The 25587-nt window shown below is 51.4% G+C and carries 20 protein-coding genes and 2 tRNA genes; 9 read left to right on the top strand and 13 right to left on the bottom strand.

The annotated features are described in order from the left end of the window. Positions 1 to 199: 199 nt before the first annotated feature. From alr to epmB, 3 genes are all read right to left on the bottom strand, one after another. The gene (alr, locus tag MHN01_RS00200) at positions 200 to 1414 is read right to left on the bottom strand and encodes an alanine racemase (protein WP_239409498.1); all 1215 of its coding nucleotides are present in this window, start codon (positions 1412 to 1414) and stop codon (positions 200 to 202) included. 41 nt (positions 1415 to 1455) lie between these two features. Then, positions 1456 to 3072, bottom strand: a complete 1617-nt coding sequence (locus MHN01_RS00195) for a methyl-accepting chemotaxis protein (protein WP_239409497.1) — start codon at positions 3070 to 3072, stop codon at positions 1456 to 1458. 231 nt (positions 3073 to 3303) lie between these two features. Then, complete coding sequence (epmB, locus tag MHN01_RS00190) at positions 3304 to 4326, bottom strand: EF-P beta-lysylation protein EpmB (protein ID WP_239409496.1); 1023 nt, start codon at positions 4324 to 4326, stop codon at positions 3304 to 3306. Between the two features lie 33 nt (positions 4327 to 4359). Here epmB and efp point away from each other — a divergent pair, with 33 nt between their 5' ends. Further along, a complete protein-coding gene (gene efp / locus MHN01_RS00185; RefSeq protein ID WP_075768197.1) occupies positions 4360 to 4926 on the top strand; it encodes an elongation factor P in 567 nt (188 codons plus the stop codon). A 176-nt stretch (positions 4927 to 5102) separates the two neighbouring features. Next, positions 5103 to 6500, top strand: coding sequence for an SPFH domain-containing protein (locus MHN01_RS00180; RefSeq protein ID WP_370646380.1), 1398 nt, complete (start codon positions 5103 to 5105; stop codon positions 6498 to 6500). Positions 6501 to 6577: 77 nt separating this feature from the next. Here the strand turns inward: MHN01_RS00180 and frdD are convergent, their stop codons facing one another. Genes frdD through frdA form a run of 4 tightly spaced genes read right to left on the bottom strand, consistent with a single transcriptional unit; the run spans position 6578 to position 9891 of the window. Then, positions 6578 to 6940: a fumarate reductase subunit FrdD gene (gene frdD / locus MHN01_RS00175; RefSeq protein WP_239409495.1), complete on the bottom strand. Its 363-nt coding sequence runs from the start codon at positions 6938 to 6940 to the stop codon at positions 6578 to 6580. Between the two features lie 10 nt (positions 6941 to 6950). After that, a complete protein-coding gene (gene frdC / locus MHN01_RS00170; protein WP_075768180.1) occupies positions 6951 to 7334 on the bottom strand; it encodes a fumarate reductase subunit FrdC in 384 nt (127 codons plus the stop codon). Between the two features lie 2 nt (positions 7335 to 7336). After that, on the bottom strand, positions 7337 to 8077 hold the full coding sequence (locus tag MHN01_RS00165) for a succinate dehydrogenase/fumarate reductase iron-sulfur subunit (RefSeq protein ID WP_075768179.1): 741 nt from the start codon (positions 8075 to 8077) through the stop codon (positions 7337 to 7339). Then, on the bottom strand, positions 8077 to 9891 hold the full coding sequence (frdA, locus tag MHN01_RS00160; protein WP_239409494.1) for a fumarate reductase (quinol) flavoprotein subunit: 1815 nt from the start codon (positions 9889 to 9891) through the stop codon (positions 8077 to 8079). Before frdA ends, MHN01_RS00165 begins: the two co-directional genes overlap by 1 nt. Positions 9892 to 10443: 552 nt before the next feature. Between frdA and epmA the strand changes: the two genes are divergently transcribed. After that, complete coding sequence (gene epmA, locus MHN01_RS00155; RefSeq protein WP_239409493.1) at positions 10444 to 11415, top strand: elongation factor P--(R)-beta-lysine ligase; 972 nt, start codon at positions 10444 to 10446, stop codon at positions 11413 to 11415. A 319-nt stretch (positions 11416 to 11734) separates the two neighbouring features. Here epmA and MHN01_RS00150 read toward each other — a convergent pair whose 3' ends face one another. The 5 genes from MHN01_RS00150 to rsgA all read right to left on the bottom strand — a co-directional run bounded on the left by MHN01_RS00150 (position 11735) and on the right by rsgA (position 18701). Further along, a complete protein-coding gene (locus MHN01_RS00150; RefSeq protein ID WP_239409538.1) occupies positions 11735 to 12619 on the bottom strand; it encodes a DMT family transporter in 885 nt (294 codons plus the stop codon). Positions 12620 to 12908: 289 nt separating this feature from the next. Next, positions 12909 to 14792, bottom strand: coding sequence for a methyl-accepting chemotaxis protein (locus tag MHN01_RS00145; RefSeq protein ID WP_239409492.1), 1884 nt, complete (start codon positions 14790 to 14792; stop codon positions 12909 to 12911). A 249-nt stretch (positions 14793 to 15041) separates the two neighbouring features. Beyond that, the gene (locus MHN01_RS00140) at positions 15042 to 16457 is read right to left on the bottom strand and encodes a DASS family sodium-coupled anion symporter (RefSeq protein WP_239409491.1); all 1416 of its coding nucleotides are present in this window, start codon (positions 16455 to 16457) and stop codon (positions 15042 to 15044) included. Positions 16458 to 16594: 137 nt separating this feature from the next. After that, positions 16595 to 17482 (bottom strand): archaetidylserine decarboxylase, encoded by an 888-nt coding sequence (gene asd, locus MHN01_RS00135; RefSeq protein WP_239409490.1) that lies wholly within the window; start codon positions 17480 to 17482, stop codon positions 16595 to 16597. A 166-nt stretch (positions 17483 to 17648) separates the two neighbouring features. Beyond that, positions 17649 to 18701 carry a small ribosomal subunit biogenesis GTPase RsgA gene (gene rsgA / locus MHN01_RS00130; protein ID WP_239409489.1) on the bottom strand — a complete coding sequence of 351 codons (1053 nt, stop codon included), beginning with the start codon at positions 18699 to 18701 and terminating at the stop codon, positions 17649 to 17651. A 133-nt stretch (positions 18702 to 18834) separates the two neighbouring features. On the opposite strand from rsgA, the gene orn reads away from it, so the two are divergent. The 3 genes from orn to MHN01_RS00115 all read left to right on the top strand — a co-directional run bounded on the left by orn (position 18835) and on the right by MHN01_RS00115 (position 19662). Further along, positions 18835 to 19380 (top strand): oligoribonuclease, encoded by a 546-nt coding sequence (gene orn / locus MHN01_RS00125; RefSeq protein WP_239409488.1) that lies wholly within the window; start codon positions 18835 to 18837, stop codon positions 19378 to 19380. A 127-nt stretch (positions 19381 to 19507) separates the two neighbouring features. Then, positions 19508 to 19584, top strand: a tRNA-Met gene (locus MHN01_RS00120). 2 nt (positions 19585 to 19586) lie between these two features. Further along, positions 19587 to 19662: transfer RNA gene (locus MHN01_RS00115), tRNA-Gly, on the top strand. A gap of 874 nt (positions 19663 to 20536) precedes the next feature. Here MHN01_RS00115 and queG read toward each other — a convergent pair. Further along, positions 20537 to 21670 (bottom strand): tRNA epoxyqueuosine(34) reductase QueG, encoded by a 1134-nt coding sequence (queG, locus tag MHN01_RS00110; RefSeq protein ID WP_239409537.1) that lies wholly within the window; start codon positions 21668 to 21670, stop codon positions 20537 to 20539. Positions 21671 to 21900: 230 nt separating this feature from the next. On the opposite strand from queG, the gene MHN01_RS00105 reads away from it, so the two are divergent. The 3 genes from MHN01_RS00105 to MHN01_RS00095 are packed head-to-tail and all read left to right on the top strand — an operon-like array spanning position 21901 to position 25582. Next, positions 21901 to 23388 carry an NAD(P)H-hydrate dehydratase gene (locus tag MHN01_RS00105; RefSeq protein ID WP_239409487.1) on the top strand — a complete coding sequence of 496 codons (1488 nt, stop codon included), beginning with the start codon at positions 21901 to 21903 and terminating at the stop codon, positions 23386 to 23388. A gap of 8 nt (positions 23389 to 23396) precedes the next feature. Further along, entirely contained in the window at positions 23397 to 23861 is a 465-nt protein-coding gene (tsaE, locus tag MHN01_RS00100; protein WP_239409486.1) for a tRNA (adenosine(37)-N6)-threonylcarbamoyltransferase complex ATPase subunit type 1 TsaE, read from the top strand. 50 nt (positions 23862 to 23911) lie between these two features. Further along, complete coding sequence (locus tag MHN01_RS00095; RefSeq protein ID WP_239409485.1) at positions 23912 to 25582, top strand: N-acetylmuramoyl-L-alanine amidase; 1671 nt, start codon at positions 23912 to 23914, stop codon at positions 25580 to 25582. The last annotated feature ends 5 nt before the right edge of the window (positions 25583 to 25587 follow it).

Genomic DNA, 25587 nt, shown 5'->3' with positions numbered 1-25587 from the left:
CAGGAAAAAAGCTAGAAAAGCTGTACGTAAATAAGTCTATAAAAATCAGAGATTTAACTTAATTTTTTGTGTTTGCCTTGTGATGAGGTGAAAGGTGCATCAATTAGCTGTTTTTGAGGGGTAAAGCTGTACGTGTGAAATATCGCTATCAAGAAAAAGGCCAGCATGACGCTGGCCTTGAATGTCGATGAGGTCGTCCTTAGCGGTAGATACGTGGGTTGGTTGCTCCCCAAACCGTATAGTGCTCTGGTAGAATGCGACCGCTTTTCTCTTCGGTCTCTTCACCAGTGATTTGCTCTGCGCCCTGGTGGCCAAAAATAACCACTTCATCATTGGCCTGTACATCGATGATGTCGGTGACATCGACCATCGTGGTATTCATCGAGGCCATTCCCATCACTTTCGCGCGCTGGCCGTTGATCAGTACGTCCGCCTTGTTACTTAAAGAGCGGGCAAAGCCATCAGAGTAACCGATAGGCAGGTTAGCCAGAACAGAGTCGCGCTCTAACACTTTTGTACTGCCGTAGCCGATGGTGCTGCCTGCCGGGAAGTGGTGAAGCGATGCGACGCGAGTTTTGAAAGAGACGATACGCTGATACGGTGCCGTCGCCGGGTAATCACCGTAAAGCATGCCACCCGGGCGAACCATATCAAGGTGAGCTTCAGGCAAGTTCAGGGTAATGTACGAGTTGGCAACGTGAAGGGTAATGTCTTCACGCTTAAGCCCGGCACTTTCCATCAACCACTGGGTTTCTACCTTGAAGCGATCGACCTTGCGCTTGATTTCGTCAAGGCCTTCGTTCGGGAAGTGGGTCATCATACCGACAATTTCCAGGTTCGGGTTGCCGGCGATCTCGACTCCTTCTACCTGCCCCTCATAAGTTGTCAGATCCAGGCCGTTACGACCCATGCCTGAGGTATTCAGTGCGAGGTGAACAGGAATGGTGGTGCCGTGGGCTCGGGCAATATCGATGATTTGATCGGCTTGTGCCTTGGTGCCGATTAACTCTTCCATCTGGTATTCCAGCCCGGCCTCGATTTCGTTCTTGCTTGCTGCACGCACGCGCATGATTTTGCCAGTATAGCCATGCTTACGTACGACGCGAGCTTCTTCGTTGCTGGTGATCCCAACGCACGGTACCTGATTGGCAATGATGCTCGGCATCAGGCCTGCGATGCCATTGCCGTACGCGTCGGCTTTCATGATGGCACAGATTTTTGTCTCAGCGTTGAGTTGATTCTGGAGTAACTGAATGTTGCCTGAGAAAGCCTGGGTATCGATTTCCAGCCATGCATTGCTTGATTGAATGCGCTCTTCGCGTTCGCTGTTGTCAAAATCAACCAGCAGAGGGGCGGCATCAACGGCAGTGTGGCCCGTTAGGGCAAGAGCAAGGAGGCTAAGCTTCAGTTTCAAAATGTATTTCCTATTATTTACGGTTAAAAAAGGCTGTTAATTTATAGGGTGAACAGCTGCACCACTTTGCGCAGTTCAGTCGCCCGGCGTTTGAGCTCCTCGACCCCTTGCTGGGCTTCTTGGGTCGAGAGTCGGTTCTCATCAGCGCTGCTGCTGAGTGCGGCGACATTGGATGACAGATGCTCGGCGGCGAAAGCCTGTTCCTTGACGGACTCGGTGATCTCTTCCATTCCTTCTGTGACCGACGTAATTTCAGTGCGAAATCCGTTGAGGGATTCATTGGCCTGATCGGCATGCTGTACGCAGTTGTCGACCTGTCCGACGGCAGATTGCATGGTATCGGTGGCCCCGCTGGTATCACTTTGGATGGTACTGATCATGGAGCCGATCTCTACCGTGGCCTTGGCTGTGCGCTCTGACAGCTGGCGAACCTCATCGGCGACGACGGCAAAACCGCGTCCTTGTTCGCCGGCCCGGGCAGCCTCGATGGCGGCATTGAGTGCCAGCAAATTGGTCTGGTCGGCGATATCTTTGATCACCTCGACAATGGAGTTAATGTCATTGGCACGGCCATCAAGCTGGTGAAGCTTTTCGGCAACGGTATTCGTTTCGAGTTGGACGCTCTGCATGCCTGTCACGGCATGGTTGATAGCCCCGACAGTGTCCTGGGTATGTTGCTCGAAATGGGTCATCTTTTGGTTGGCGAGAGTGACCACTTCCGAGATGCTCTGAGAGCTGGTTGCCAGCTCTTCAATGGCGGTTGCACTGTTGCCGACATTCTCGGCCTGTTCGACGGAGCGTTCGGTAACGGCCTGGATCAGACTGTCGAGCTGGGCGCTAACGGCTGCTACGCTGTCTGTTGACTGGTTGATTTCCAGCAGGCGCTCACGCAGGGCGACCATGAAAGTATTGAATGATTGCGACATGGTGCCGACTTCGTCTTTGCTGGTTACCGGCACTTGCTGGGTTAAGTTCCAGTCCCCATTGGCAATATTGAGCAGTACGGCATTGAGGACATTAATCGGCGCGACAAGACGATTGGCAAACAGGCGGGCGACTATCAGAGCCAGGGCCATTACGATCACCGCAGTGATACAGACCAGCTTAAGTTCGCCTTCAATCATGGCATCGACTTCACTCAGGGAGACATCGACACCGATGACATAGGTGTCGCCTGCCTGTGTGCGAAACGGAACGAAAATCGAGCGGTACCTGCCGTATTCACCTTGGTATTCTTCAAATTGAACCTGTTGGGTGGCAAAGGCCTTGTGCAGCATTTTCGGCACTATCTTGTACTCTTCCAGGTACCAGTTTTGGTAGCGACCTGAGCGTGCCTCGTCATCAGTTTGGTTGATATAGGTGTAATACACCTGGCCATTTTTCATCACGGTCGAGTAGGCCCAATCCAAATCTGAGGCCTGGGTGAAGCTGGTCAGGTTGCGGGAAATGTTGTCGTAATCGTTGTTGGCTTTGTCCAGGTGATCATGTCGTCCGTCACCGATTATTTTATTGGTGGCATAGGCTGCCGTTGTCAGCTCGGTATTCAGGCTGCTAATGGTTCTGTTTTGCAAAGCCTGGTAGGAAAAAGTGGATAGCACTAGGATGATGATGAGTGAGAGAGTTGCAAAACATGCCGATAGTTTAGTCTTAAGGTTCATTCTGTTAGTTGCTTCTTGTCATGTGATATTAGTTCCATAATTGTGTTGCACGGATAATATGCGACATGCCAATGAAAGTACTTAAGGTGACGAACATCGTTCGCTGTTTTTTTCAACGTTTTGCGGAGAGAAGGGGCGGAGATAAGACGTGGGTGGATAGGGGGATGCTGAAAATGGGTTTGCGCGACTAATCACGCAAACCCATCGAGTTAGGTGGGACTAACAGGGAGATTATTCGAGGTGAAGATCAAGCGGGGTTTTGCTGTTTCTACCCCCGATTTCGCGAGTCAGGCGGGGCACCAGATAGCCCGAGACATTCTCCAGGAGCCCCGCGATGAGCTTGCGGGCTTGTTCGTCATCGACCATGAAGTGCGCTGCTCCCTGTACCTTGTCCAGTACATGGAGGTAGTAGGGCAGGATACCGGCATCAAACAGAGCCTCGCTCAGTTGCGAGAGGGCACCGACCGAATCATTAACCCCTCTCAGCAGAACACCTTGGTTGAGTAGCGTGACATTGGCCTGCTTGATTTTGGTCATCGCCTGGCGAAATTCGTCATTGATTTCGTTGGCATGGTTGATGTGAGTCACCAAAACGGTCTGCAATCGGCTTTGCTTGAGCAGCATGCACAGTTGTTCGTTAATACGTGCCGGTAGTACCACGGGCAGGCGAGAGTGGATCCGAAGACGTTTGATATGCGGGATCTGATCGATCTTTTCGATCAGCCACTGCAGTTCATGATCTTTGGCCATCAGAGGATCACCGCCGGAAAGAATGACCTCGTTGACCTCGGGCTGGGTGGCAATATAGTCGAGTGCGGTCTGCCAGTGGCGCTTGCTGCCCTTGTTGTCCTCGTAGGGGAAATGACGGCGGAAGCAGTAGCGGCAGTTGACCGCGCAGCCTCCTTTTACAATCATCAACACCCGGTTCTTGTATTTGTGCAGTAGGCCGGGAATGGCATTGTCCTGCTCTTCCAGCGGGTCGAGGGAATAACCGCTATGTACCTCGAACTCTTCTTCGAGCGGGAGTACTTGTCGCAGTAACGGGTCGTAGGGGTTGCCAACTTCCATTCTTTCGACAAAGCTCATAGGAACACGGAGCGCAAATAATTTCCGGGCTGCGAGGCCAGATTCCCAGGGAGTCGGATCAATTTCCAGGGTTTTGAGCAGCAGAAAGGGATCGGATATCGCATTCGCTAGATCATTGAGCCAGTTTTGCTCAACAGTTGATGCGTTTCGGGTTATTATATGCGGCATTAAATACAACTCGAAGATGTTAAGAGGATAGAAATGGCGTCTTTCAGCACCAATGAATTCCGCGGCGGAATGAAAATTATGCTAGATAATGAACCATGTGTCATTATCGAAAACGAATTTGTTAAGCCAGGTAAAGGCCAGGCGTTCAACCGCGTTAAGATCCGTAAGCTACTTTCAGGCAAGGTGCTTGAAAAGACTTTCAAGTCTGGTGAGTCGGTTGAAGCTGCAGACGTAATCGACATCGATCTTGATTACCTGTACAACGATGGTGAATTCTACCACTTCATGAACAACGAAACATTCGAGCAGCTTGCTGCCGATGTTAAAGCTGTTGGTGATAATGCGAAGTGGCTGGTAGAGAACAATACTTGTACGCTGACGCTGTGGAACGGTAACCCAATCACTGTGACTCCACCTAACTTTGTTGAGCTGGAAGTGGTTGAAACTGATCCAGGTCTGAAAGGCGATACTCAGGGTACAGGTGGTAAGCCTGCAACACTAACTACAGGTGCTGTAGTACGTGTACCGCTATTTATTCAGATTGGTGAAGTAGTCAAAGTTGATACGCGTAGCGCTGAATACGTAGGCCGTGTGAAGTAATCACCGTCTACTGCTGAGAAAAGGTCGCCTCGGCGGCCTTTTTTGTTGCCTGTAACTTAAGCAAAATCAGTAATATTAGTTTGTTGGCATTGTCTTTATGAAGTTGGTTGTATTTGTTGTTAGAATCGTTTCTATTTATTAATTCACAACAACAATATGACTAGGTAAACGAAGAAATGGATTTTAAGCCGCAAGCAAGCACAACATTAAAGAAGAAAATATCATTGCCTGTCGTCGGGGGAATTCTCGGCGTATCAGCACTGATTGGTCTCGTTAACAGCTCCGTTCTAATGACTGATGCCGGTTATACCTACGTGCATCAGAACAACGTGACGGGTGAGCTGGACGTGTTCAACGAGCCGGGGATTCACTTCCGGATGCCATTCTTGTCTAAGATCACTAAATATGATCAGGTGATTACCGTCTCTTATGGTAATACGACGGGTGAAGACTTCTACCAGCGCCTGCCTCCGATCCAGGTACGCTTTGCCGATACCTACATAGGCAATATTCCCGTGACTTTCCGCTTCAAGCTGTCTCTTGACCCTGAATCGGTGAAAAAAATGCACCGAGAGTTTCGCAACAACAGTAATCTGATTGATGCCTTGCTGGTTAAAAATGCCCGCAATGTTACAGTGATCACCGCAACCCAATATACCGGGGAAGAGTTTTTCCAGGGCGGGCTTAACCAGTTCAAGTCCAAGCTGGGGGATCAACTCCGTGACGGTATTTATATGACAGAGCGTCGCCAGGTCGAAGTTGAGCAGATTGACCTGGCACCGGTTGGGGTCAATCAGTCCAACTCTAATCAGCTGCAGCGTACCCAGCAGTTGGTTTGGAAGACAGTACCGGTATTGGATGCGCAGGGTAATCCCGAACGCCAGAACAACCCGCTACAGCAATACGGTATTGCCGTCACCCAGGTGACAATTGGTGATCCGAAGCCGGAAGAGCAATTGAACAAGCTGCTAATGGATAAGAAGCGTTTGGTTGCCGATCGTATTCGTGCCATCCAGGAGCAGGAAACCTCAAAGGCACAAGCCGAAACCGAGCAGTTACGCAAAGAAATCCAGCGTACCCGCGAAGTCCAGGATGCCCAGCGTAACAAAGAGCTGGCGATTATTGCCCAGCAAAAAGAAGTCGAAGTTGCCCGCCAGATAGCGGAACGGGAAATTGTTGAGGTCGAGAAGAAAAAGCGTCTTGCCGAGGTAGACAAAGAGAAAGAGCTGGCGATTGCTCAGGCAAACCTTGAAATTCAGAAGGCCAACGCGCTTTCTGCAGAGTATGAAGCGAAGGCGATTTTGGCCAAGGGGCGTGCGGAAGCGGAGATCCTGAAAGCGAAATATGATGCCTACGGTGCGAACCGTGATGTGTACCTGGCCGAGCTGAACCGCGATGTCTCGACGGCGCTGTATCAGAACCTGAAGAACTATGAGGTGCAGATGCCTAATAACTACTTTGGCGGCAGTGAAGGCGGAAAGCTAACCACCAACCTTGATGTGATCACAGGCTTTGGGGCGTTAGGTATTTTAGAGCAGAGCCAGAAAATGGCCGAGTCGAACCCCAAGAAATAATGGTGGTTCAAAAGTATGAATAAAAAAAGCACCGTCGAGCGGTGCTTTTTTTGTAGGGGGAATTTCTTGTCTTGAGATTAGATCATGAAGACAAAGATAACCGCCAATGCAGAAACTAGGAAGGCAGAAGCGTAACACGCGACTTTACCCGCCACGCCTGTGTGGAATTTCATGTCGTGCATACCGTGATGCAGACGGTGCATCGCGTGCCACATAGGCAGTGCCAGTGTCGCAATCGTGAATAGCGCACCGATGATGCTGGTCACGAAGCCTGATACACGCTCGTAGCTCATCGCTTCGGCATCAAGCATGCCCAGTGGAACCATGATACCCAGTACCAGTACAGTCACAGGTGTCAGCATTGCAAACCAAGTACCGCCGGCACCGAACAGACCCCACCATACTGGCTCGTCAGAACGTTTAGGATTTAGATTAACCACGTGGCTCTCCTTAAACTAGTACTAGAACGAACAGTGAGATTGCAGCAACTGCCGCCCACTGAGCCAGAACAACAACTTTCTTATCCAGCTTCTTGCCTTTGATCTGGATAGGCATTACCTGAGGCATCATGCTGAAGAAAGTTTGCGCGTGGAACAAGCTGCCTGCCAGAGCCAGAATGTTCAGAACCACAACTACTGGGTTAGCCATAAACTCTAGCCAGCCCGCCCATGCTTCAGGGCCTTTCACCAGGCTACCAAGACCGAAAGTCAGGCAGATAGTGAAGAAAATCAGTGGTAATACAGTTGCTTCACGTACCATGTAGAAGCGGTAGAAAGGATGATCCTTCCACCAGGTACGCTTCATTTCGCGAACGTAAGGTTTACGATTGCTCATCCTTATGCCTCCTGAGGTTTGATCATCGCAATAACGAAATCTTTAGATGATTCCACTTTGCCCTGGTTTACCGCAGCGGCTGGATCGACGCTCTTCGGACAAACTTCAGAACAGTAACCAACAAATGTACAGCCCCAAGCGCCGTTTTCGCCGTTGATCAGCTTCATACGCTCATCGGCGCCGTTGTCACGGCTATCCAGGTTGTAGCGGTGAGCAAGCGTCAGTGCCGCCGGGCCGATGAACTCTGGGTTCAGGCCAAACTGAGGACATGCTGCGTAGCACAGGCCACAGTTGATACAGGCAGAGAACTGCTTGTACTTCGCCATTTGCTCTGGGGTCTGGTTGTTTGGACCATCTTCAGGCTTACGATCGTTACCGATGATGTAAGGCTTGATCGCTTCCAGACGCTCGATGAACGGGGTCATGTCAACAATCAGGTCTTTCTCGATCGCGAAGTTAGACAGCGCTTCGATCTTCAGGCCGTTCGGGTAGTCACGCAGGAAGGTCTTACAGGCCAGTTTTGGCACCTTGTTGACCATCATGCCGCAAGAACCACAGATAGCCATACGGCAAGACCAGCGGTAAGCCAGATCCTTGTCTAGGTTATCTTTGATGTAACCCAGTGCATCAAGCACAGACATGGTTTCGTTAAATGGAACTTCGAACATCTCGAAGTACGGTTCTGCATCTTTCTCTGGGTCATAACGCAGAATTTCAACTTTTTGGATACGGTTGCCTGACATTATGCCTGCTCCTCTTTATTCGCTGCCGCTTCTGCTGCTTCTTTCGCTGCTGCCTCTTCTGCCGCGGCACCGTATAGACGGGCTTTAGGCTGAGACTTGGTGATTGTCACGTCGCTGTATTCGATGCGAGGTGCTTGGTCACCGTTGTAGAATGCTAGCGAGTGCTTCAGGAAGTTCACGTCATCACGCTCGGTACAGTTGTCGTCAAGACGCTGGTGCGCACCACGTGATTCGCGACGCAGGATCGCGGAGTGAGCCATTGCTTCAGCCACTTCCAGGCCGTAACCAACTTCAATTGCGTAAAGCAGATCGGTATTGAATACCTTGCCCTTGTCTTTGATGCTGATCTTCTTGTAACGCTCACGAAGTTCGGCAAGCTTGTCGATCGTTGCCTGCATCAAATCTTCCTGGCGGTAGATACCACAGCCGGCTTCCATGGAGTGACCCATTTCAGTACGGATATCCGCCCAGTTTTCGTCACCGTCCTGAGAAAGCAGGGTATCGATACGGTCTTGAACAGCCTGTACCTGCTTGGCAATAGACTCTTCGTTCCAGCCTTTGAATTCTGCAGCACGTTTTGCCGCGCCTTCACCCGCCAGGCGGCCGAATACTACAAGCTCTGCCAGTGAGTTAGAGCCCAGACGGTTAGCACCGTGCAGACCAACAGACGAACATTCACCAACCGCAAACAGGCCAGAGATACGTGTTTCGTTGTTTTTGTCTGTTTCGATACCACCCATGGTGTAGTGCACGGTTGGGCGAATTGGGATCGGCTCTTCTGCCGGATCAACGTTCACGTAGGCTTTGGCAAGTTCACAGATGAATGGCAGACGCTCGTGCAGGTATTCTTTACCCAGGTGACGAAGGTCAAGGTGCACTACATCACCCAGTGGGTGTTTGATAGTGTTGCCTTTTTGCATCTCGTGCCAGAATGCCTGAGAAACTTTGTCTCGCGGACCCAGTTCCATGTATTTGTTCTTAGGCTGACCGATTGGTGTCTCTGGACCCATGCCGTAATCTTGCAGGTAACGGTAGCCATTTTTGTTCAGCATGATACCGCCCTCACCACGACAACCTTCGGTCATCAGGATACCGGTGCCAGGCAGGCCGGTTGGGTGGTACTGAACGAATTCCATATCACGCAGCGGTACACCGTGGCGGAAGGCCATTGCCATACCGTCGCCGGTTACGATACCGCCGTTGGTGTTGCAGTTGTATACACGACCTGCGCCACCGGTTGCCAGTACAACAGACTTGGCTTTGATACAAACCAGCTCGCCTTCAGACATGTGAATAGCAACCAGGCCTTGTACTTCGCCTTCTTCTACCAGAAGATCAACCACGAAGTACTCGTCAAAGCGGTTGATTTGCGTGTATTTGATAGAAGTCTGGAATAGAGTGTGCAGCATGTGGAAGCCGGTTTTGTCGGCTGCGAACCAGGTACGCTCAACCTTCATGCCACCAAAACGACGAACGTTAACGTCACCGTTTTCCTTACGGCTCCAAGGACAACCCCACTGTTCCAGCTGGGTCATCTCGCGAGTCGCGTTTTCTACGAAATATTCAACAACGTCCTGTTCACATAGCCAGTCACCACCACCAACCGTGTCGTTGAAATGGTTATCCAAGCTATCCTCATCCTTGATGACGGCAGCGGAGCCACCCTCTGCAGCTACGGTATGAGAGCGCATTGGGTAAACTTTTGAAATTAGTGCAATTTCTAAGTCTGGGTTTGCTTCTGCAGCAGCAATGGCAGCACGTAGGCCTGCACCACCTGCGCCGATTACAGCGATATCTGTGGTAATAGTCTTCACAGCTATCCTCCGAAGGTAAGACGATAAAATTTAAAAAAGTACGCTTTTGCGTACTTTCCCTTGAAATCCTGACTTCATTCTATGAAACAATATCGATAGAAAATTTGATTTAGACGCAGCTTTTTTATCGAAATAGCCCCAAAGTATAGGGTGATTACAGAAAGTGTGATTATTGTCACAAGTTGTAATGTTTTGTGGTTGTTAATTGACCGTTTTATTTTGTGTTAATTGTTTCTGGCTCATTAACAGTGTGTTTCGTGTTTGGTTGTTAACCTCCTCATTTAAAAAGGAAACTAAATCATTAGTGGTAGCCGCATGTGACAAAATGTTGTGTTTATTTCGATTTGGTGTGGTAGTTGTTGCCAAGTGGTGTTGTTTTGGTGGCGGTTTTGATATGGGTGGCTCGCTAGGGTGATGTTTGACTGTTCATAATTCTTCACAACTATGGCTGATGCTCTTGTGGTATGGGAAAGGGGGGGGAGCTGTGGCGAATAAAGGAGTTTGGTAAACTGATGCGCAACTGATTTCCCCCCGACTGAAAAGAAGTAGACTATGACATTGAACTGGCAACCGACAGCCTCAATCGCGCAGCTGAAACAGCGTGCGGCGACTATCGCTACAATTCGTGATTTCTTTGCTCGCCGAGAGGTGCTGGAAGTTGATACGCCAGCGATGAGCCAGGCAACAGTGACGGATATTCATCTTCATACTTTCCAGACTGAGTTTGTCGGGCCGGGCTATGCAAAAGGACAGACGCTGTACCTGATGACCAGTCCTGAATTTCACATGAAGCGGTTATTATCCGCGGGCAGTGGTCCTATTTATCAGATCTGTAAGTCATTTCGAAACGAAGAGTCTGGCCGGTTCCACAACCCTGAATTTACGATGCTGGAGTGGTATCGCCCGGGGTTTGACCATCATGCCTTGATGGATGAAATGGATGAGCTACTGCAGCTGGTGCTGGGCTCGGATCAGGCTGTGCGAATGACTTACCAGCAGGCGTTTGTCGATATACTGGGGGTTTGTCCGCTGCAAGGCAGTATGGCGGAGCTGAAACTGGCGGCATCGGTGTTGGGACTGAGCGATATCGCAGAGCCCGAAGATGATCGCGATACCTTGTTGCAATTACTGTTCAGTGTCGGCGTCGAACCCAAAATAGGGCAGCAAGTCCCTGCTTTTGTTTATGACTTTCCTGCCTCTCAGGCTGCGCTTGCTCAAATTAACCCGGCCGACCCGCGCGTGGCTGAGCGTTTCGAGGTGTACTTTAAGGGGGTTGAGCTGGCGAATGGTTTCCATGAGTTGGCTGACGGCGACGAGCAATTGGCCCGTTTTGAAGAAGATAACCGCAAGCGCCTGAAAATGGGTTTGCCACCTCAGCCGATTGATCACCATTTGGTTGAATCCCTACGTGCAGGTTTTCCTGATTGCGCAGGGGTTGCGCTTGGTGTGGATCGTTTGATCATGCTAGCGCAGCAACTGGATCATATTGATCAGGTGACGGCTTTTCCGATCGATATTGCCTGATAACAGGAAATATGTTGCCAGAAAGGATCAAGCACAAGAAGCGCGGCCCAGGCCGCGCTTTTTATGTTGGCTGTTAACCAGACATCAGCATTGTGCAGAGGGTTGCCAATACTGCTGACTGGTATGCCGTTTCTTAGCCAGTTGAAACGGACTTTGCTTTCTGCCTTATTGGCAGGAAGCAGGGGGAACTGTTTGCAGGCTATCGATAGGCGGCAAGTTAGGATTTCAAGGCGTCTTATCGAAGCGGTTCAAACTATAAGCAATCTTGCAGGTAAATGCAAACGGTTATCACTTGCAATTGGTGGCGTCAGCAAGCGTGCTAACTGCCGACGATTAACCCGGTGCCTATGACAGCCAAAAAGGCTCCCACCCAGGCACTCTTGTTGGGGATGCTGCCGGTGTGCAGCCAGAGCAACGGCAGGACCATGATGGGCGTCGTTGAAGAGAGCAGGGCGACCATACCGACATCGCCATAGCGCAGTGCATAGAGAATCAATGTCATACCGACAGCCATCGCGAGAAAGCCATTGGCGGCAACCATGGTCAAAATGGGCAGGGTGATAGGCCTTACCGGTCGAAAAAGAGCTGCGCCACTTACCCGCAGCAGCAAATGGGCGCCGAATGCGCTGGCCATCCTAACGGCGGAAGCGGCGATTGGGTCTATATTGGTCTGCATGACCGGCTTGGCGATGACGGCCCCGAGAGATTGGCATAAAGCAGCAACCAATCCTAATACGATAGCTATCCAGAGCTTGCCCTGTACGCCTTCCCAGGCGTGGCTTTTCTGCTGGCCAAAAAAGATGGCGCTGACGACACCGAGAAAAACCAGCAGGCCGCCTACCAGTTTCCAGCCAAGTAAGGCTTCGTTAAATAGCCAGATCCCCAATAGGGCAGAAAATACGGCATGGCAGGAAAAGAGCAACCCGCCTCGTCGTGGCCCGATCCGGTTAAAGCAAGAGAACAGGGCCGTATCACCAACAAAAATACCCACCAACCCTGACAGGATCATGATCCCGGCGTAGCTCCACTGCATGCTGTCCCAGCCACCGTTCACAACAGCCATGACAGATAGCATCAAGGTGACGCTGGCCATCCGCCAGCGGCTATAGGCAAAAGCACCAAGGTGGCGGGCGGGGGCGACAGAGATCAGGCTGCTCAGTGCCCATAGCAAGGCAGCACCGAGCGCAAGCCATTCATACCCAATAATCCCGTGCGGCATAACTATCCTTGTCAGTAAGTCGGTACCGGAAGTGCTCCGGGACCTGTAGTCGGCTCATCTTACCGCAAGGGAGGGAGGCCTGCTGATAAAGGATTCAGCTATTTTTTCATACTGGGTATGAGAGATTTTCATGTTCTGCCAGGTGTTACCATATTGGCCCCTACTCAAGCACTAACCGGGCGTTGACTGGCTGGAGCGGGCGGGCGTTTACCACCTTCCAGAAAAAAGCCGCCCAATAAAGGCGGCTTTGAAGAGGCTTACCTGCTGAATGAATTTACACCTTAAAGCGCGAGACATCCTGGCGCATGGTGTCGGCAGAGCTGTTCATTTCGCGACTGCTCTGGCTGACCTCGGCCGTTTGTTCTGCCAGATGATCCGAGACCTCCTTGATGGCCTGGGTATTACGGCTGATATCTTCACTCACGGCCCGCTGTTCTTCGGCGGCGCTGGCAATATGGGTTGCCATGTCCGATATCTCAGTAATAGTGTGGGTGATTTGATTCAGGCTTTCACTGGCCGCTTCGGCATAACCGACACTCTGATCGGCCAGTTCGGTACTGGTTTGCATGCTGTCGACCGCCTGCTGGGTGTTTTGCTGCAGGGTCTCAATCATGCTGCGGATTTCTTCGGTTGAGTCATGGGTGCGCTGGCTGAGAACCCGGACCTCATCGGCCACGACGGCAAAACCTCGTCCCTGTTCGCCGGCACGCGCGGCCTCGATCGCCGCATTCAGTGCCAGCAGGTTGGTCTGCTCGGCAATGCCCTGAATGGTGGACAGGATTTGGTTGATGCCCTGGGCGTTGTTTTCCAGCTCATGGATCACATTGGCAGCATCCTGAACCTGGTTGGCCAGTGAGGTGATGGCATTCCGGTTTTGGCCTATAACTCCCTGACCCTGCTCGCAGGCCGCGGTTGATGCCTGGGCGGCAGCGGCTGTCATCTCGGCATGGTTGGCAACTTCACCGGACGTGGCGGACATTTCATGGATAGCAGTGGCAATTTGGTTGACATCATTTTGCTGTTCGCTGACTCGCTGTGAGGCAAGGTTGCTGAGCTGGGCTGAACGCTCGGCATATTGGCCCAGATCCTGAGAGTGGTTGACGACACCTTTGATCATGGTCTGCAGCTGGGCGAGAAAGCGATTCATATTATCGGCCAGCTCGCCAATCTCATCCATTCGCTCGATGGCGATACGTTGTGTCAGATCACCGCTGCCCTGTGCTAGCTGACTGACAGACTGGTTCAGATTGTTAAGCGGGCGCAGCAGGCTGTTGATGATCATGGTCGCAATAACCGAGATAACCAGGTAAAGCATGACTGAAGCCAGGACAATGAACTTGATCTGCTCGCCGATGGAGGCGAAGGCCAGTGACTTATCTTCGACCAATGCCAGTGTCCAGTCTGTTCCGGCAATCGGGCTGGCATAGATCAGCTTTTCCTGGTTGTCGCTATCTAACGTGAATGTCTGGATGGTTTGCTCGTTTTGCAGCTGACTAAACAGCGCCGAAGTTAGTTCGCTGTCTAGTTGCGTGATGGGTTGCTGACTGAGTGCTTCATCGCGGTAGGCGACAATGTTGTGGTTGCCGTCGATCAGAAAGGCAAACCCGTTGTGTTCCATTTTTAGGTTCAGTACCTGATCAATGATATGGCTGACGGTCAGGTCGGCGGCGAGAACACCTTGGTAGCGGCCCTGAAACGCTTTTGCAAAGCTGACGACGATACTGCCGTCAAAATCCTGGTACGGTTCGGTGAGCACCAGTTCACCAGCATTGATTGCATCCTGGTACCAGGGACGAGAGCGAGGATCGTAGTCGGCGGGCCAGTCTTCCGTTTTGTCACCGTAGGCAATGCTACCGTCGCTGAAACCGGCATAGACCGACAGGAACTGACCGGCACGCTTGGTCAGCAGCAGCTCGCGATCAACGTTATCCTGATTGGCAATTAAGGATTCGTTAGCCAGCATCATATCACTGCGGGTATCGAGCCAGTCGGCTATATAGCGGCTGGTGGCCTGGCCGATATCACGCATCTGGTTGCTGACTTCCGTGGTGGTTTCCTGTTGCAGCTGGCTGATAGATATCCAGGCCTGTACGGCACTGACTGAGGCAATAATTGCGGCTATTGCGACCTGTATTTTTAGCTTGATCGTATATTTCATCTTGGACTCTCACGTGTGGCCAGATTTATAGATATATGGGTATGACTCAGTGGGAAGAGTTGTTGTTATGGTATCTCTCGATAGTTATATCGGCTTTCAACAGATAATCCTCATCGACCTGCTGCGAAAATAATGTGATAGCAGTAGCAAATACATGTCAAAGACACTGGAAGGGGCAGAGAATGCGAAGGCAGCCAAGCTGCCTTCGCTGGTGGAGCAAGTGTGGTGCGTGTTTATAGTGCGTGGTTTTTAGGTCAGGACCAGGGCTCCGGCATAGACAACGATAAGGCCGACCAGGCCGATAATTACCCCGGTTTTGGCCATGTCTTTGCTCTCGATCAGTCCGGTTGAATAGGCCAGCGAGTTCGGTGGTGTCGAGACTGGTAAAATCATCCCAAGAGAAGCAGAGAAGGCAACGACAACCAGTACGCCCTGCAGGCCACCCATCGAAGCCAGGCTTTCCATAGAGGCCGCAACAGCTGCGGCAATGGGCATCAACAGGTTAGCGGTCGCTGTGTTGGACATGAAGTTAGCCATTAACCAGCAGATAATCGACAGTGTCAGCACCACGGCAATCGGAGAAAGGGCATCATAGTCGATGGCATGCGCTAGTGCCGCCGCCAACCCGGTCTTGTCGAGGCCGAGGCCGATAGCAATACCACCGGCGACCAGCCACAAGACATCCCAGTTGATCAGCTTAAGCTCTTCCTTGCCCATGATTCCGGTCAGGGTAAACACTGCCAGTGGAATAATAGAGACGACATAGGTGTTCATGCCGTGTAGCGAGGTAGTCATCCACATAATGATGGTAAGGGCAAACATGATATAAACCACAATGGCCTGCCAGCTTTTCTGGAAGTGGCCCTCGAGTTTGAGCTCCATTTGTTGCTGGGTCGACGGGAACAGCTTTTGTAACAGCCACCAGGCAAAAGTCAGCTGCAAGATCACAAACGGCAGACCAATCATCATCCACCCAAGGAAGCTGATGCTGTGCTCCCCGGTGAGGTATTGAAGGGCAATGGCATTGGGCGGTGTCCCGATTGGGGTGGCGATGCCGCCGGTATTCGCCGCTATCGGGATGCACAAAACCAGAGCCTTGATCCCGATATCTCCCTTGGGAACAGAAGCGACAATCGGTGCCAGCAGGGCCAACATCATTACGGTAGTCGCCGTATTGGACATGAACATAGAGAATACGGCAGTAATGAGCATCAGACCAAGCATGATAAATTTTGGCTGGGTACCGAAAGGTTTGAGCAAAACCCGGGCGAGGTTGTTATCCAGCTCATACTTGGAGGCGGCAATCGCCAGCGCAAAGCCACCCATGAACAGAATAATAATCGGCGATGAAAAGGCGCTGAAGATATCAGTGTATTTCATCATCTCGCCCATTTCGTGTCCGTCTACGCTGGAGCGGAACAAGTGAAGCCCCTTATCGGAGATCATGATCAACTCAAGGGCAATGATGAGTATGGACGTTGCGAAAACCGGTACCGGTTCGAGTACCCAGAGTAGGGCGGCGAGGGCAAAAATGGCCAGCAGTCGATGCTGGATGAGGGTCAGACCGTCTATCGGGATGACGTCGATAGGGAGCATCAATATACCAAGCGGTATCCCGAAGGCGATCAGCAGCTTGACCAGCTGCGCAATGGATATCTTCTTCATAGTATGTTGGCTTGCTTATAAGTTATAGACTGCAAATCAGCATACTATTTGAGCGCTTGAGATTTCTACGACAGGGTCTATTTTTCGCACTAAAAAAGGGGCAGATACGGCCCCTTTTATTCAAAATTGTTAAGTAGTTACGCTTCTTCTGCTGCCAGCTGTGGAGTATTTACCTTGGCATAGGGTTCACCCATGCGGGTCGGTTGCTCAGGCTGCATCTCTTCGACAAAGTCGATCATGTCTTTCGGGAACAGGTTGATCACTGTCGAGCCCAGTTTGAAGCGGCCCATCTCGTCACCTTTTTTCAGCACAACCGCTTGATCGCCGGTAGCCGGGTAATCCCAGCGGCGGACATCTGGGCCGGTTGGCGGGGTAACTGTACCAGCCCATACGGTTTCGATGCTGCCGACAATGGTGGCACCCACCAGGATCTGGACAACCGGACCGTGCTCGGTGTCGAAGACACACACGACACGCTCGTTGCGGGCAAACAGATTCGGTACATTCTGTGCGGTCAGCGGGTTGACCGAGAACAGGTCGCCCGGGATGTAAATCATCTGGCGCAGGGTACCGTCGCAAGGCATGTGGACACGGTGGTAGTCACGTGGCGACAGGTACAGGGTGGCAAAGTCGCCGTCCTTGAACTCGTCTGCCAGTGCTTCGTCACCGCCCAGCAGTTCGACGGCATCAAAGTAGTGGCCCTTGGCCTGGAATAGACGCCCTTCGGTGATTGGACCGAACTGGCTGACACAGGCATCTGCCGGATGGGAGATGATATCTGCCTCGTCATTGATTGGACGGGCGCCGTCCTTGAGCTCGCGGACAAAGAAGTCGTTGAAGGTCGCGTAAGCCGCCGGATCTGGGTTACGTGCTTCAGACATATCAACCTTGTATCGGCCGATAAACCAGCGAATGACAGCGGTGGTCACCATGCCGGCTTTTAACGAAGCCAGCTTACCCGCTACACGGGTCAGAGCATGTTTGGGCGCGCAGTACTGCAGGCCGATTTTGAGATTATCTTGCACGGTATGTTTTCCAGAAAGTGTCAACCAATCAACAACTTGGTTACTCTTATAACATCTTAAGAATAACTCGAACCAAGCATGATACCTAAAAGACGGCGGAAAGTCAGTTAATTGCAGGCTGCGATTGCGACGAGAGAACTATCCCCTGTTGCCAGGGGATGGGGTATTAATCAGGTTTGTTGCGGGAAAACTGACGGTTGGCTACGTTCTCTGACATGCTATCAATGATCTTGTGGTAGCTGTCGTAGCGCTCTTGGCTGATTTTGCCCGCTTCCATGGCTTCCCGAATGATACAGCCCGGATCGTCGCCGTGTTTGCAGTCGCGGAATTTACATCCGCCCAGATAATCACGGAACTCGACAAAGGCCTCGGTGACCTGCTCTGGCTCCAGATGCCAAAGGCCAAACTCTCGGACTCCCGGTGAGTCGATCAAATCGCCTCCCTCGGGGAAGTGGTACAGGCGTGCTGCCGTCGTGGTATGTGTGCCGAGACCGGAGTTTTCGGAAACGTCTCCAATCTCTGCATCGACCTCTGGCATCAGGGCATTGACCATACTTGACTTGCCGACACCAGACTGGCCGGCAAAGATGCTGACATGGCCTTTCAAGTCTTCTTTCAGCGCGTCCATCCCTTCACCGGTATCGGTACTGACGTAGCGAAGCTGGTAACCAATGTCTTGATACAAAGATAAAACTTGTTCAACTTGCTGGCGGTTTTCGGCATCCAGCAAGTCGACCTTGTTGAGGACGATCAGCGGCTCGACCCCTACTGTTTCAGCCGCTATCAGATAGCGGTCGATAATGTTCAGGGAAAGCTCCGGCAACACGGCTGACACTATGATGATACGGTTCACGTTGGCTGCAACGGCTTTTACCCCATCATAGTAGTCGGGGCGGGTTAACATCGATTCGCGTTCGTGAACGGCCTCGACGACACCGGCGATCCCCTGGAGTGCTTCGACGCCCGGGCGCCAGACGACTCGGTCACCCGATACCAGGCTTTGGATGCTTCGGCGCAGGTTGCAGCGGTGGATTGTCCCGGTTTCAGGATCTTCGATATCGGCATGCTGGCCAAAGCGAGTGATCACTAGGCCTTCACGTGCAGATTCCAGCAGAGTTTCGTCCCACTGGACGTCATCTTTATCACGACGAAGTCGTTTATTTTGGTTAGAGCGTACGCGACGGCTCTGACCTTTGGTGAGCTTTTTCTTTTTTGCCACAAGAATATCGTTCAGTTGAGTTGGCTTACGGTAAATTACCCTTTGGAGTGATTATCTGGTCCGGTAGGGATTCAGACAGCGCCTCCGTTTGGTATTATCATACATGGTTTACTCACAAAATAGGCAATATCCGATGACGATCAGCGATCAGAACCTTATTTGGATTGATTTGGAAATGACAGGATTGGATCCAGAAACACATCAAATCATTGAAATCGCAACCATAGTGACAGATGCTCAGCTCAATATTTTGGCCGAGGGACCGGTTCTGGCAATTCATCAGCCTGAAGCGGAACTGGCCAAAATGGATGAGTGGTGCACGACAACCCATACCAACAGCGGACTTGTTGAACGGATCCGCCAAAGCAACATTACCGAGGAAGAGGCAGTTCGTCAGACCATTGCGTTTCTGGAGCTGTGGGTACCTAAAGGCGCTTCTCCTATCTGTGGTAATAGCATCGGCCAAGATCGTCGTTTTCTGTATAAGCATATGCCTGAGTTGGAACAGTACTTCCATTATCGTTATCTGGACGTTAGCACGCTAAAAGAGCTGACTCGGCGTTGGAAGCCGGAGCTGCTGAGCGGATTTTCCAAGAAGGGTAGCCACTTAGCGTTGGATGACATTCGTGATTCGATCGCTGAATTGCGCTATTATCGTGAGCATATTTTCACTATTTGATGGTAAAATAGTCGCTCGGGGGGAAATCTGCGGATTTTTTTGAAGATCTATTGCATCCGTAAATTTTCCTCGTATAATGCGCAGCCTCGAAAGGCAATTATCAAATGGTTGCTTTCGACAGTACGGACGCGGGGTGGAGCAGCTTGGTAGCTCGTCGGGCTCATAACCCGAAGGTCGTCGGTTCAAATCCGGCCCCCGCAACCAATGCGACACTAGCTCAGCTGGTAGAGCGCAACCTTGCCAAGGTTGAGGTCACGAGTTCGAACCTCGTGTGTCGCTCCAATTTCAATGAGAGTCATGGCAAATGTGCGAGGAACCTCGTGTACCTAGCCGGCCGCGACGCTCCAATTTCTGCTGTCACTATCGCTATATCTGATAGTGAAACGGCAAAACTACTACTGTGAAGTATTAGTCCAAATGCAGCATTCCTGGGTTACTCGACCACCGATAGCCTTGTGTGTTGCTCCAAGTTCCGTAGCTTAGGCTACAAGGAACCATAAGAAGCAATCAGCTTCGACGACATCATCAGATTATTGCCTAGACAGTCTTCAGTGACTGATTTTGTATCTTAGGTAAATACGATGCTCTGTAAGCCAATGCCGTGAGGAATTGGTGCCAAATGACGACACATGCTCTTTGATTTAGCTGACACCAGTAGCTGGCTTATACGCTGCTGATAAGGGCTTGTGAATCGTATCTGCTCTCTTTATCCAGAATCAATAATTGCCTGAATGCTGATATATTCTGGGCTGCTGTCTTGATCTTTGGAACAAACCATTCGTTAGTACACAGACTTATCCACATGAGTCAAACTGTGGGTAAGTCAGTTGATTACGTGTGCCGACTCCGTGTGAATAACTCCTTTTTCCCAATAAATCCGCCTCAGAAAAATGTTATCCCAGAAAAATTATCAACAAGCTAATGTGTTGATATTGCTGGATTTTAATATCTTTATTCAACATTTATATACAGCCTGATCAATATGTTTTGTCTTGGGGTAACTGTTTTGATTCCCTGCATTCAGGCCTGTGTTTAATATTTTACGACTAGGGATAAAATCGTGGGGATGAAATTGTTTTCCACATTCATGCAGAAGCCTGATTTCGCTCCCAGTTTGTGTATCTAAAAGTGTGCAGACGCTTAAAGGCCCACAGAGCTACGCATCTCGCGGCAGCCCTTTTTCAACAATCCTGATTAGCCTCTTGGTTTTGCCCGGCAATATCTCAACGGCATGTTCCTGACGCCTCTCCGTTTGTTTTTCCATCGCCCAGTGAATATGAATATCAAGCAATTCGTTTTCCCCTAGGCGCTGTTCCAAAGCTTCAAAGATATCTGCGCTATATGGTGCGTTACCCATAGCAATCGTTAAGTTACGCAACCATTGGATATGACCGATACGCCGGATTGCCGAACCTTCCGTATTTTTCAAAAACTGTTGTTCTGTCCATTGGTACAGCACATGCAGTGGCTGCTGATACAGGCTATCACGACAATGATAGTCAACTTCTTCGGTAAGATCTGAAAAACGGTTAAACGGGCAGACCAGCTGACAATCATCACAACCGTAAATCCGGTTGCCGATGGGCTCTCGTAGCTCCTCAGGAATAATGCCGTCAAACTCAATGGTGAGGTAGGAGATACAACGTCTGGCATCGACAACACCTTCCTCAACAATGGCACCCGTCGGGCAACTGGTTATACAGGCAACGCATTTTCCGCACTGGTTGTCGATAGGTGTATCGACTGGGATGGGAAGGTCAATCAGTAGCTCGCCAAGAAAAAACCAAGAGCCGGCTTCCGGGCTAAGGATTAGCGAGTGTTTCCCTGTCCAGCCTAGGCCGGCTTTTTCTGCCAGAGGGCGTTCAAGAATAGGGGCTGAATCGACAAAAGGGCGGTAGCCGAACTTGCCCACTTCTTGTTCGATCAGCTGACCAAGACGCTTGAGGCGATTACGAATCAGCTTGTGGTAATCCCGTCCTAGTGAGTAGCGGCTGATGTAGGCGGTATCGGGCTTTTTGAGGCTTTGGGCAAACCCGGCCTCAGGAGGTAGGTAGTTCATCCGCACACTGATAACCCGAATTGTACCGGGATGCAGCTCGGCAGGGCGGGCTCGCATCATCCCGTGGCGGGCCATCCAGTCCATTTCACCGTGATAGCCGGCATCAATCCAGCGTTGAAGCTGAGCCTCGTGCTGGTGAAGATCTATATCGCTGATCCCCACTTGCTGGAAGCCGAGTTCCTTGCCCCATTGTTTGATTTTCTGGGTCAGTTCGCTGTAGTCGATGTTCATGCTCTGATTCACAGTGTGGCTGAATTCTAGGGGGCCGAAGTGTAACACAATCATCCCTGCTTTCACTGATAATAGAAAACTCAGCAAGAATGGGAGCAGAAATACTTTTTTGACATTGTACCGGGCGGGAGTTTTGGGCACTATTTATTCATTATGTGGTTTGGTTGCCCTGCCTGCGTTTTTCTTGGCAACCTTGAAGAACGTTAGCGGCTCAGAGGTAAAACAATACCATGGTGACTTCGCAACTACCGACACACTTATACCGTGCAGGACAGGTTCGCCACGGCGAGCAGTTGGCGGCCCGGGCAATGCAGCTTGAGATGTACCAGTTAATGGAAAGAGCCGGGCAGGCGGTATTTTCGCACCTTCGCCAACAATATTCGGAGGCGAGTTCGCTATTAATATGCTGCGGTGGCGGTAATAACGGCGGCGACGGCTATGTGGTGGCGAGGTTAGCCCGGGAGTCGGGGCTGACGGTAACATTGTGGCAGTTAGGGCAGCCCGAGCGATTGTCGGGCGATGCTGCCCGAGCCCGGGATGCATGGCTTGCCAGTGGCGGAAAGATTGTGTCGCCACAGGCCAAGGTGCCGGATTCTGCTGAGGTGATTGTTGATGCCTTGCTGGGAACGGGGCTGAAAGGAAGCGTCCGGGAAGACAGTGCCGAGCTGATTCGGGTTATTAATCAGGCCGGGCTCCCCGTTATTGCGGTCGATGTGCCGTCCGGGCTATGCGCCGACACGGGCAATAACCTTGGCATCGTTGTTCAGGCTCAGTCGACAGTGACCTTTATTGGCCTCAAACAAGGGCTGTGTACCGGCCAGGCATCGAAGTACTGCGGTGAGGTGCATTTTGCCGGGTTGGGAGTCGATGAGGCTTTTTGCCAGCAGGTGCAGCCGTCGGCTTACCGGATCAGCCAGGGGGCGGTGAAGCGGTGTTTGCCTCGCCGTGATCGTATTGCCCACAAGGGCGATCATGGTCGGGTACTCTGTGCCGGTGGTGATCTGGGGATGGCCGGGGCCATTCGACTGGCTGCCGAGGCGTGTGCCAGAAGCGGGGCCGGCTTGACCGCGGTGATCACCCAGCCTGACAATGTGCTGTCAATTGTTACTGCCAGACCTGAGATAATGGTGCAGGGATGGCAAGACAAAGCACATGAAATCAGCCAGCGGCTGGAATGGGCCGATGTTATTGTGATAGGGCCTGGCCTGGGGCAGAGTGACTGGAGCAAGGCACTGCTGTTCCACTTTGATGACACCGAAAAAACAATGATCGTCGATGCCGACGGATTGAACTTATTGGCCCTCTCACCAGACTATAAAAATAATCGTATAATGACGCCGCATCCGGGAGAAGCTGCCCGGCTGCTAAATACCACGGTCGCTGCAGTAGAGGCTGACCGGTTTGCTGCCGCGCAGTCGTTGCAGCAAAAGTTTGGCGGTGTCGTTGTGCTTAAGGGAGCCGGCACCCTGATTTATGACGGTCGGCAGTGCTGGGTATGTACTGCCGGTAACCCTGGAATGGCAACAGGTGGCATGGGTGATGTGCTTTCTGGCATTATCGGGGCGCTGGCTGGGCAGGGACTTTCGTTATCGGAAGCCGCCCGGACCGGGGTCTGGATCCATAGTACTGCCGCTGATCTCTGTGCTCGAGAGGGGGAGCGCGGGGTACTGGCCAGTGATCTGTTTTCTTATATTCGACAATTAGTAAACCCAAGATAAAGATAACAATGCAAACATTTGAAACATTGCTTGCCGATGAACAGGCAACCGTAGACTTAGGCCTTAAATTGGCAACGGCATGTAAGCGCCAGACAACCATTTATCTGTATGGCGACTTGGGTGCAGGCAAGACCACATTTAGCCGGGGCTTTATTCGGGCTCTTGGCCATCAGGGTAACGTGAAGAGCCCGACCTATACCTTGGTGGAACCGTATGAGTTGCCACCCTGGCAGGTGTACCATTTCGACTTATACCGCCTGGCGGATCCGGAAGAGCTAGAATTTATGGGGATCCGTGACTACTTCAGCAATGACGCCATTTGTCTGGTGGAGTGGCCGGATAAAGGTGAAGGCTTGTTGCCGGAGCCGGATCTGGAAATCGAAATGCGCTATGTCGGTGAGCAGCGAAAAGTCTGCGTCACTGCAAGAAATGAATATGGTCTAGAGTTGATCAAGCGTTTGGAGTTGTGTTGATCAGGATGTCTTTACGGGCTTTTTTGTATTTATTGTTTTTGGGGATAGGAATGTTCGGCTCGGTGGCGATGGCCAACGAGCTGAAGGGTATTCGTGTCTGGCCTGCGCCAGATGAAACCCGCGTGGTGCTGGATCTGCAAGATGAGGTGTCGTTTTCCTATTTCACCTTGACCAAGCCTGAGCGCTTGGTGGTTGATCTTAAAAAAACCGCCTTGAAAACCAAGTTGCCGGTGACGGTCAAAAACAGTGCGGTACTGAAGAAAATTCGCACGAGTAGTCCGCCGGAGAAAGGCACCTACCGCTTGGTGTTTGAAACCAAGGTTGGTGTTAACCCAACCATTTTCAAATTAGCGCCAACGCCGGATGGTCATTATAGCCACCGTCTGGTGCTGGATTTGCCGCATCAGAAGAAAGCGGTCAAGGCCAAACCTGCGGCGCCGAAAAAACCGGTGACTGAAAATCAGAAAGCCCTGTTGCCTTATGGCAACGATGACATCATCGTCGCAATTGACGCTGGTCACGGCGGAGAAGATCCTGGCTCTATCGGTCCGACACGTAAGTACGAGAAAAATGTCACTTTGGATATCTCGAAGAAGGTGGCGGCCAAGATCAATGCGACACCTGGAATGAAAGCGGTACTGACCCGTCAGGCCGACTATTTTGTCAACCTCAACAAACGCTCGGAGATAGCCCGTCGTAACAAGGCTCATTTGCTGGTATCCATCCATGCTGACGGCTTTCACAAACCGCAGCCCCGCGGGGCGTCTGTCTGGGTACTCAATACCCGCCGAGCTAATAGTGAGATTGGTCGCTGGCTCGAGCAGCATGAGAAACAATCGGAGCTGCTGGGCGGCGGTGACGTATTATCCGGGGGGAACGATGATCAGTACCTCAGTATGGCCGTATTGGACTTGCAGTTCAGCCACTCCCAGAAAGAGGGATATGATGTAGCGACACGGGTACTGAAAGAGCTGAGCCGGGTGACGACCCTACATAAAAGCAAACCGGAACACGCCAGCCTGGCGGTGCTTAAATCGCCGGACATTCCGTCGCTCTTGGTTGAAACCGGGTTTATTACCAACCCGAAGGAAGAGCGGTTGCTCAACTCTCGCTCGCACCAGACCAAGCTGGCGAATGCCGTCTACAAAGGGGTGCTCGCCTACTTTAATGCCAAGCCGCCGGAAGGCACCTTGTTTGCAGCAAGAAAAGGCGGAGTGAAACACAAAGTCACCTCGGGACAGTCCCTGAGCGTGATTGCCAGCAAGTACGGTACATCGGTTGCCGCCCTGAAAAAGGTCAATAAGCTCAGCAGCAATACCCTGAGAGTTGGCCAGGTGCTGGTTATTCCCGGGAGCACAGTTGTCGCTGCGACGAAGACTGCGTCACCGGCATCTGCAAAGCCTGCCATCCGAACGGCCAGAATAACGACCCATACGGTGAAGCGTGGCGAGTTTCTTGGCAAGATTGCAGCCAATTATGGCGTGACGGTTGCCAGTATCCGTAGCCTGAACAAGTTACGCTCCGATGAGTTGGCAATTGGTCAGAAGCTCAAAATCGATACCAGTAACCGCAAGGCACTTAAGCATACGGTGCAGCGTGGCGAGTTTCTGGGTAAGATTGCTTCCCGTTATGGGATCAGTGTAAATAGTCTCCGTCAGGCGAATAAGCTAAGCTCAGATACATTAGCGGTCGGCCAACAGCTAACCATCCCGAGTAGTTAACCATA

The organism is Photobacterium sp. OFAV2-7 (genome assembly GCF_022347985.1).
Lineage (GTDB): Bacteria > Pseudomonadota > Gammaproteobacteria > Enterobacterales > Vibrionaceae > Photobacterium.
The sequence above is the reverse complement of the archived record's forward strand: the minus strand, read 5'-3'. Positions and strand labels throughout refer to the sequence as shown.

Excerpts from the sequence above, each read along its gene's own strand:
- MHN01_RS00195 (WP_239409497.1), bottom strand. The coding sequence starts at position 3,072 with ATGAACCTTAAGACTAAACTATCGGCATGTTTTGCAACTCTCTCACTC.
- epmB (WP_239409496.1), bottom strand. The coding sequence starts at position 4,326 with ATGCCGCATATAATAACCCGAAACGCATCAACTGTTGAGCAAAACTGG.
- efp (WP_075768197.1), top strand. The coding sequence starts at position 4,360 with ATGGCGTCTTTCAGCACCAATGAATTCCGCGGCGGAATGAAAATTATG.
- MHN01_RS00180 (WP_370646380.1), top strand. The coding sequence starts at position 5,103 with ATGGATTTTAAGCCGCAAGCAAGCACAACATTAAAGAAGAAAATATCA.
- frdC (WP_075768180.1), bottom strand. The coding sequence starts at position 7,334 with ATGAGCAATCGTAAACCTTACGTTCGCGAAATGAAGCGTACCTGGTGG.
- MHN01_RS00165 (WP_075768179.1), bottom strand. The coding sequence starts at position 8,077 with ATGTCAGGCAACCGTATCCAAAAAGTTGAAATTCTGCGTTATGACCCA.
- epmA (WP_239409493.1), top strand. The coding sequence starts at position 10,444 with ATGACATTGAACTGGCAACCGACAGCCTCAATCGCGCAGCTGAAACAG.
- MHN01_RS00145 (WP_239409492.1), bottom strand. The coding sequence starts at position 14,792 with ATGAAATATACGATCAAGCTAAAAATACAGGTCGCAATAGCCGCAATT.
- MHN01_RS00140 (WP_239409491.1), bottom strand. The coding sequence starts at position 16,457 with ATGAAGAAGATATCCATTGCGCAGCTGGTCAAGCTGCTGATCGCCTTC.
- orn (WP_239409488.1), top strand. The coding sequence starts at position 18,835 with ATGACGATCAGCGATCAGAACCTTATTTGGATTGATTTGGAAATGACA.
- queG (WP_239409537.1), bottom strand. The coding sequence starts at position 21,670 with ATGAACATCGACTACAGCGAACTGACCCAGAAAATCAAACAATGGGGC.
- MHN01_RS00105 (WP_239409487.1), top strand. The coding sequence starts at position 21,901 with ATGGTGACTTCGCAACTACCGACACACTTATACCGTGCAGGACAGGTT.
- tsaE (WP_239409486.1), top strand. The coding sequence starts at position 23,397 with ATGCAAACATTTGAAACATTGCTTGCCGATGAACAGGCAACCGTAGAC.
- MHN01_RS00095 (WP_239409485.1), top strand. The coding sequence starts at position 23,912 with ATGTTCGGCTCGGTGGCGATGGCCAACGAGCTGAAGGGTATTCGTGTC.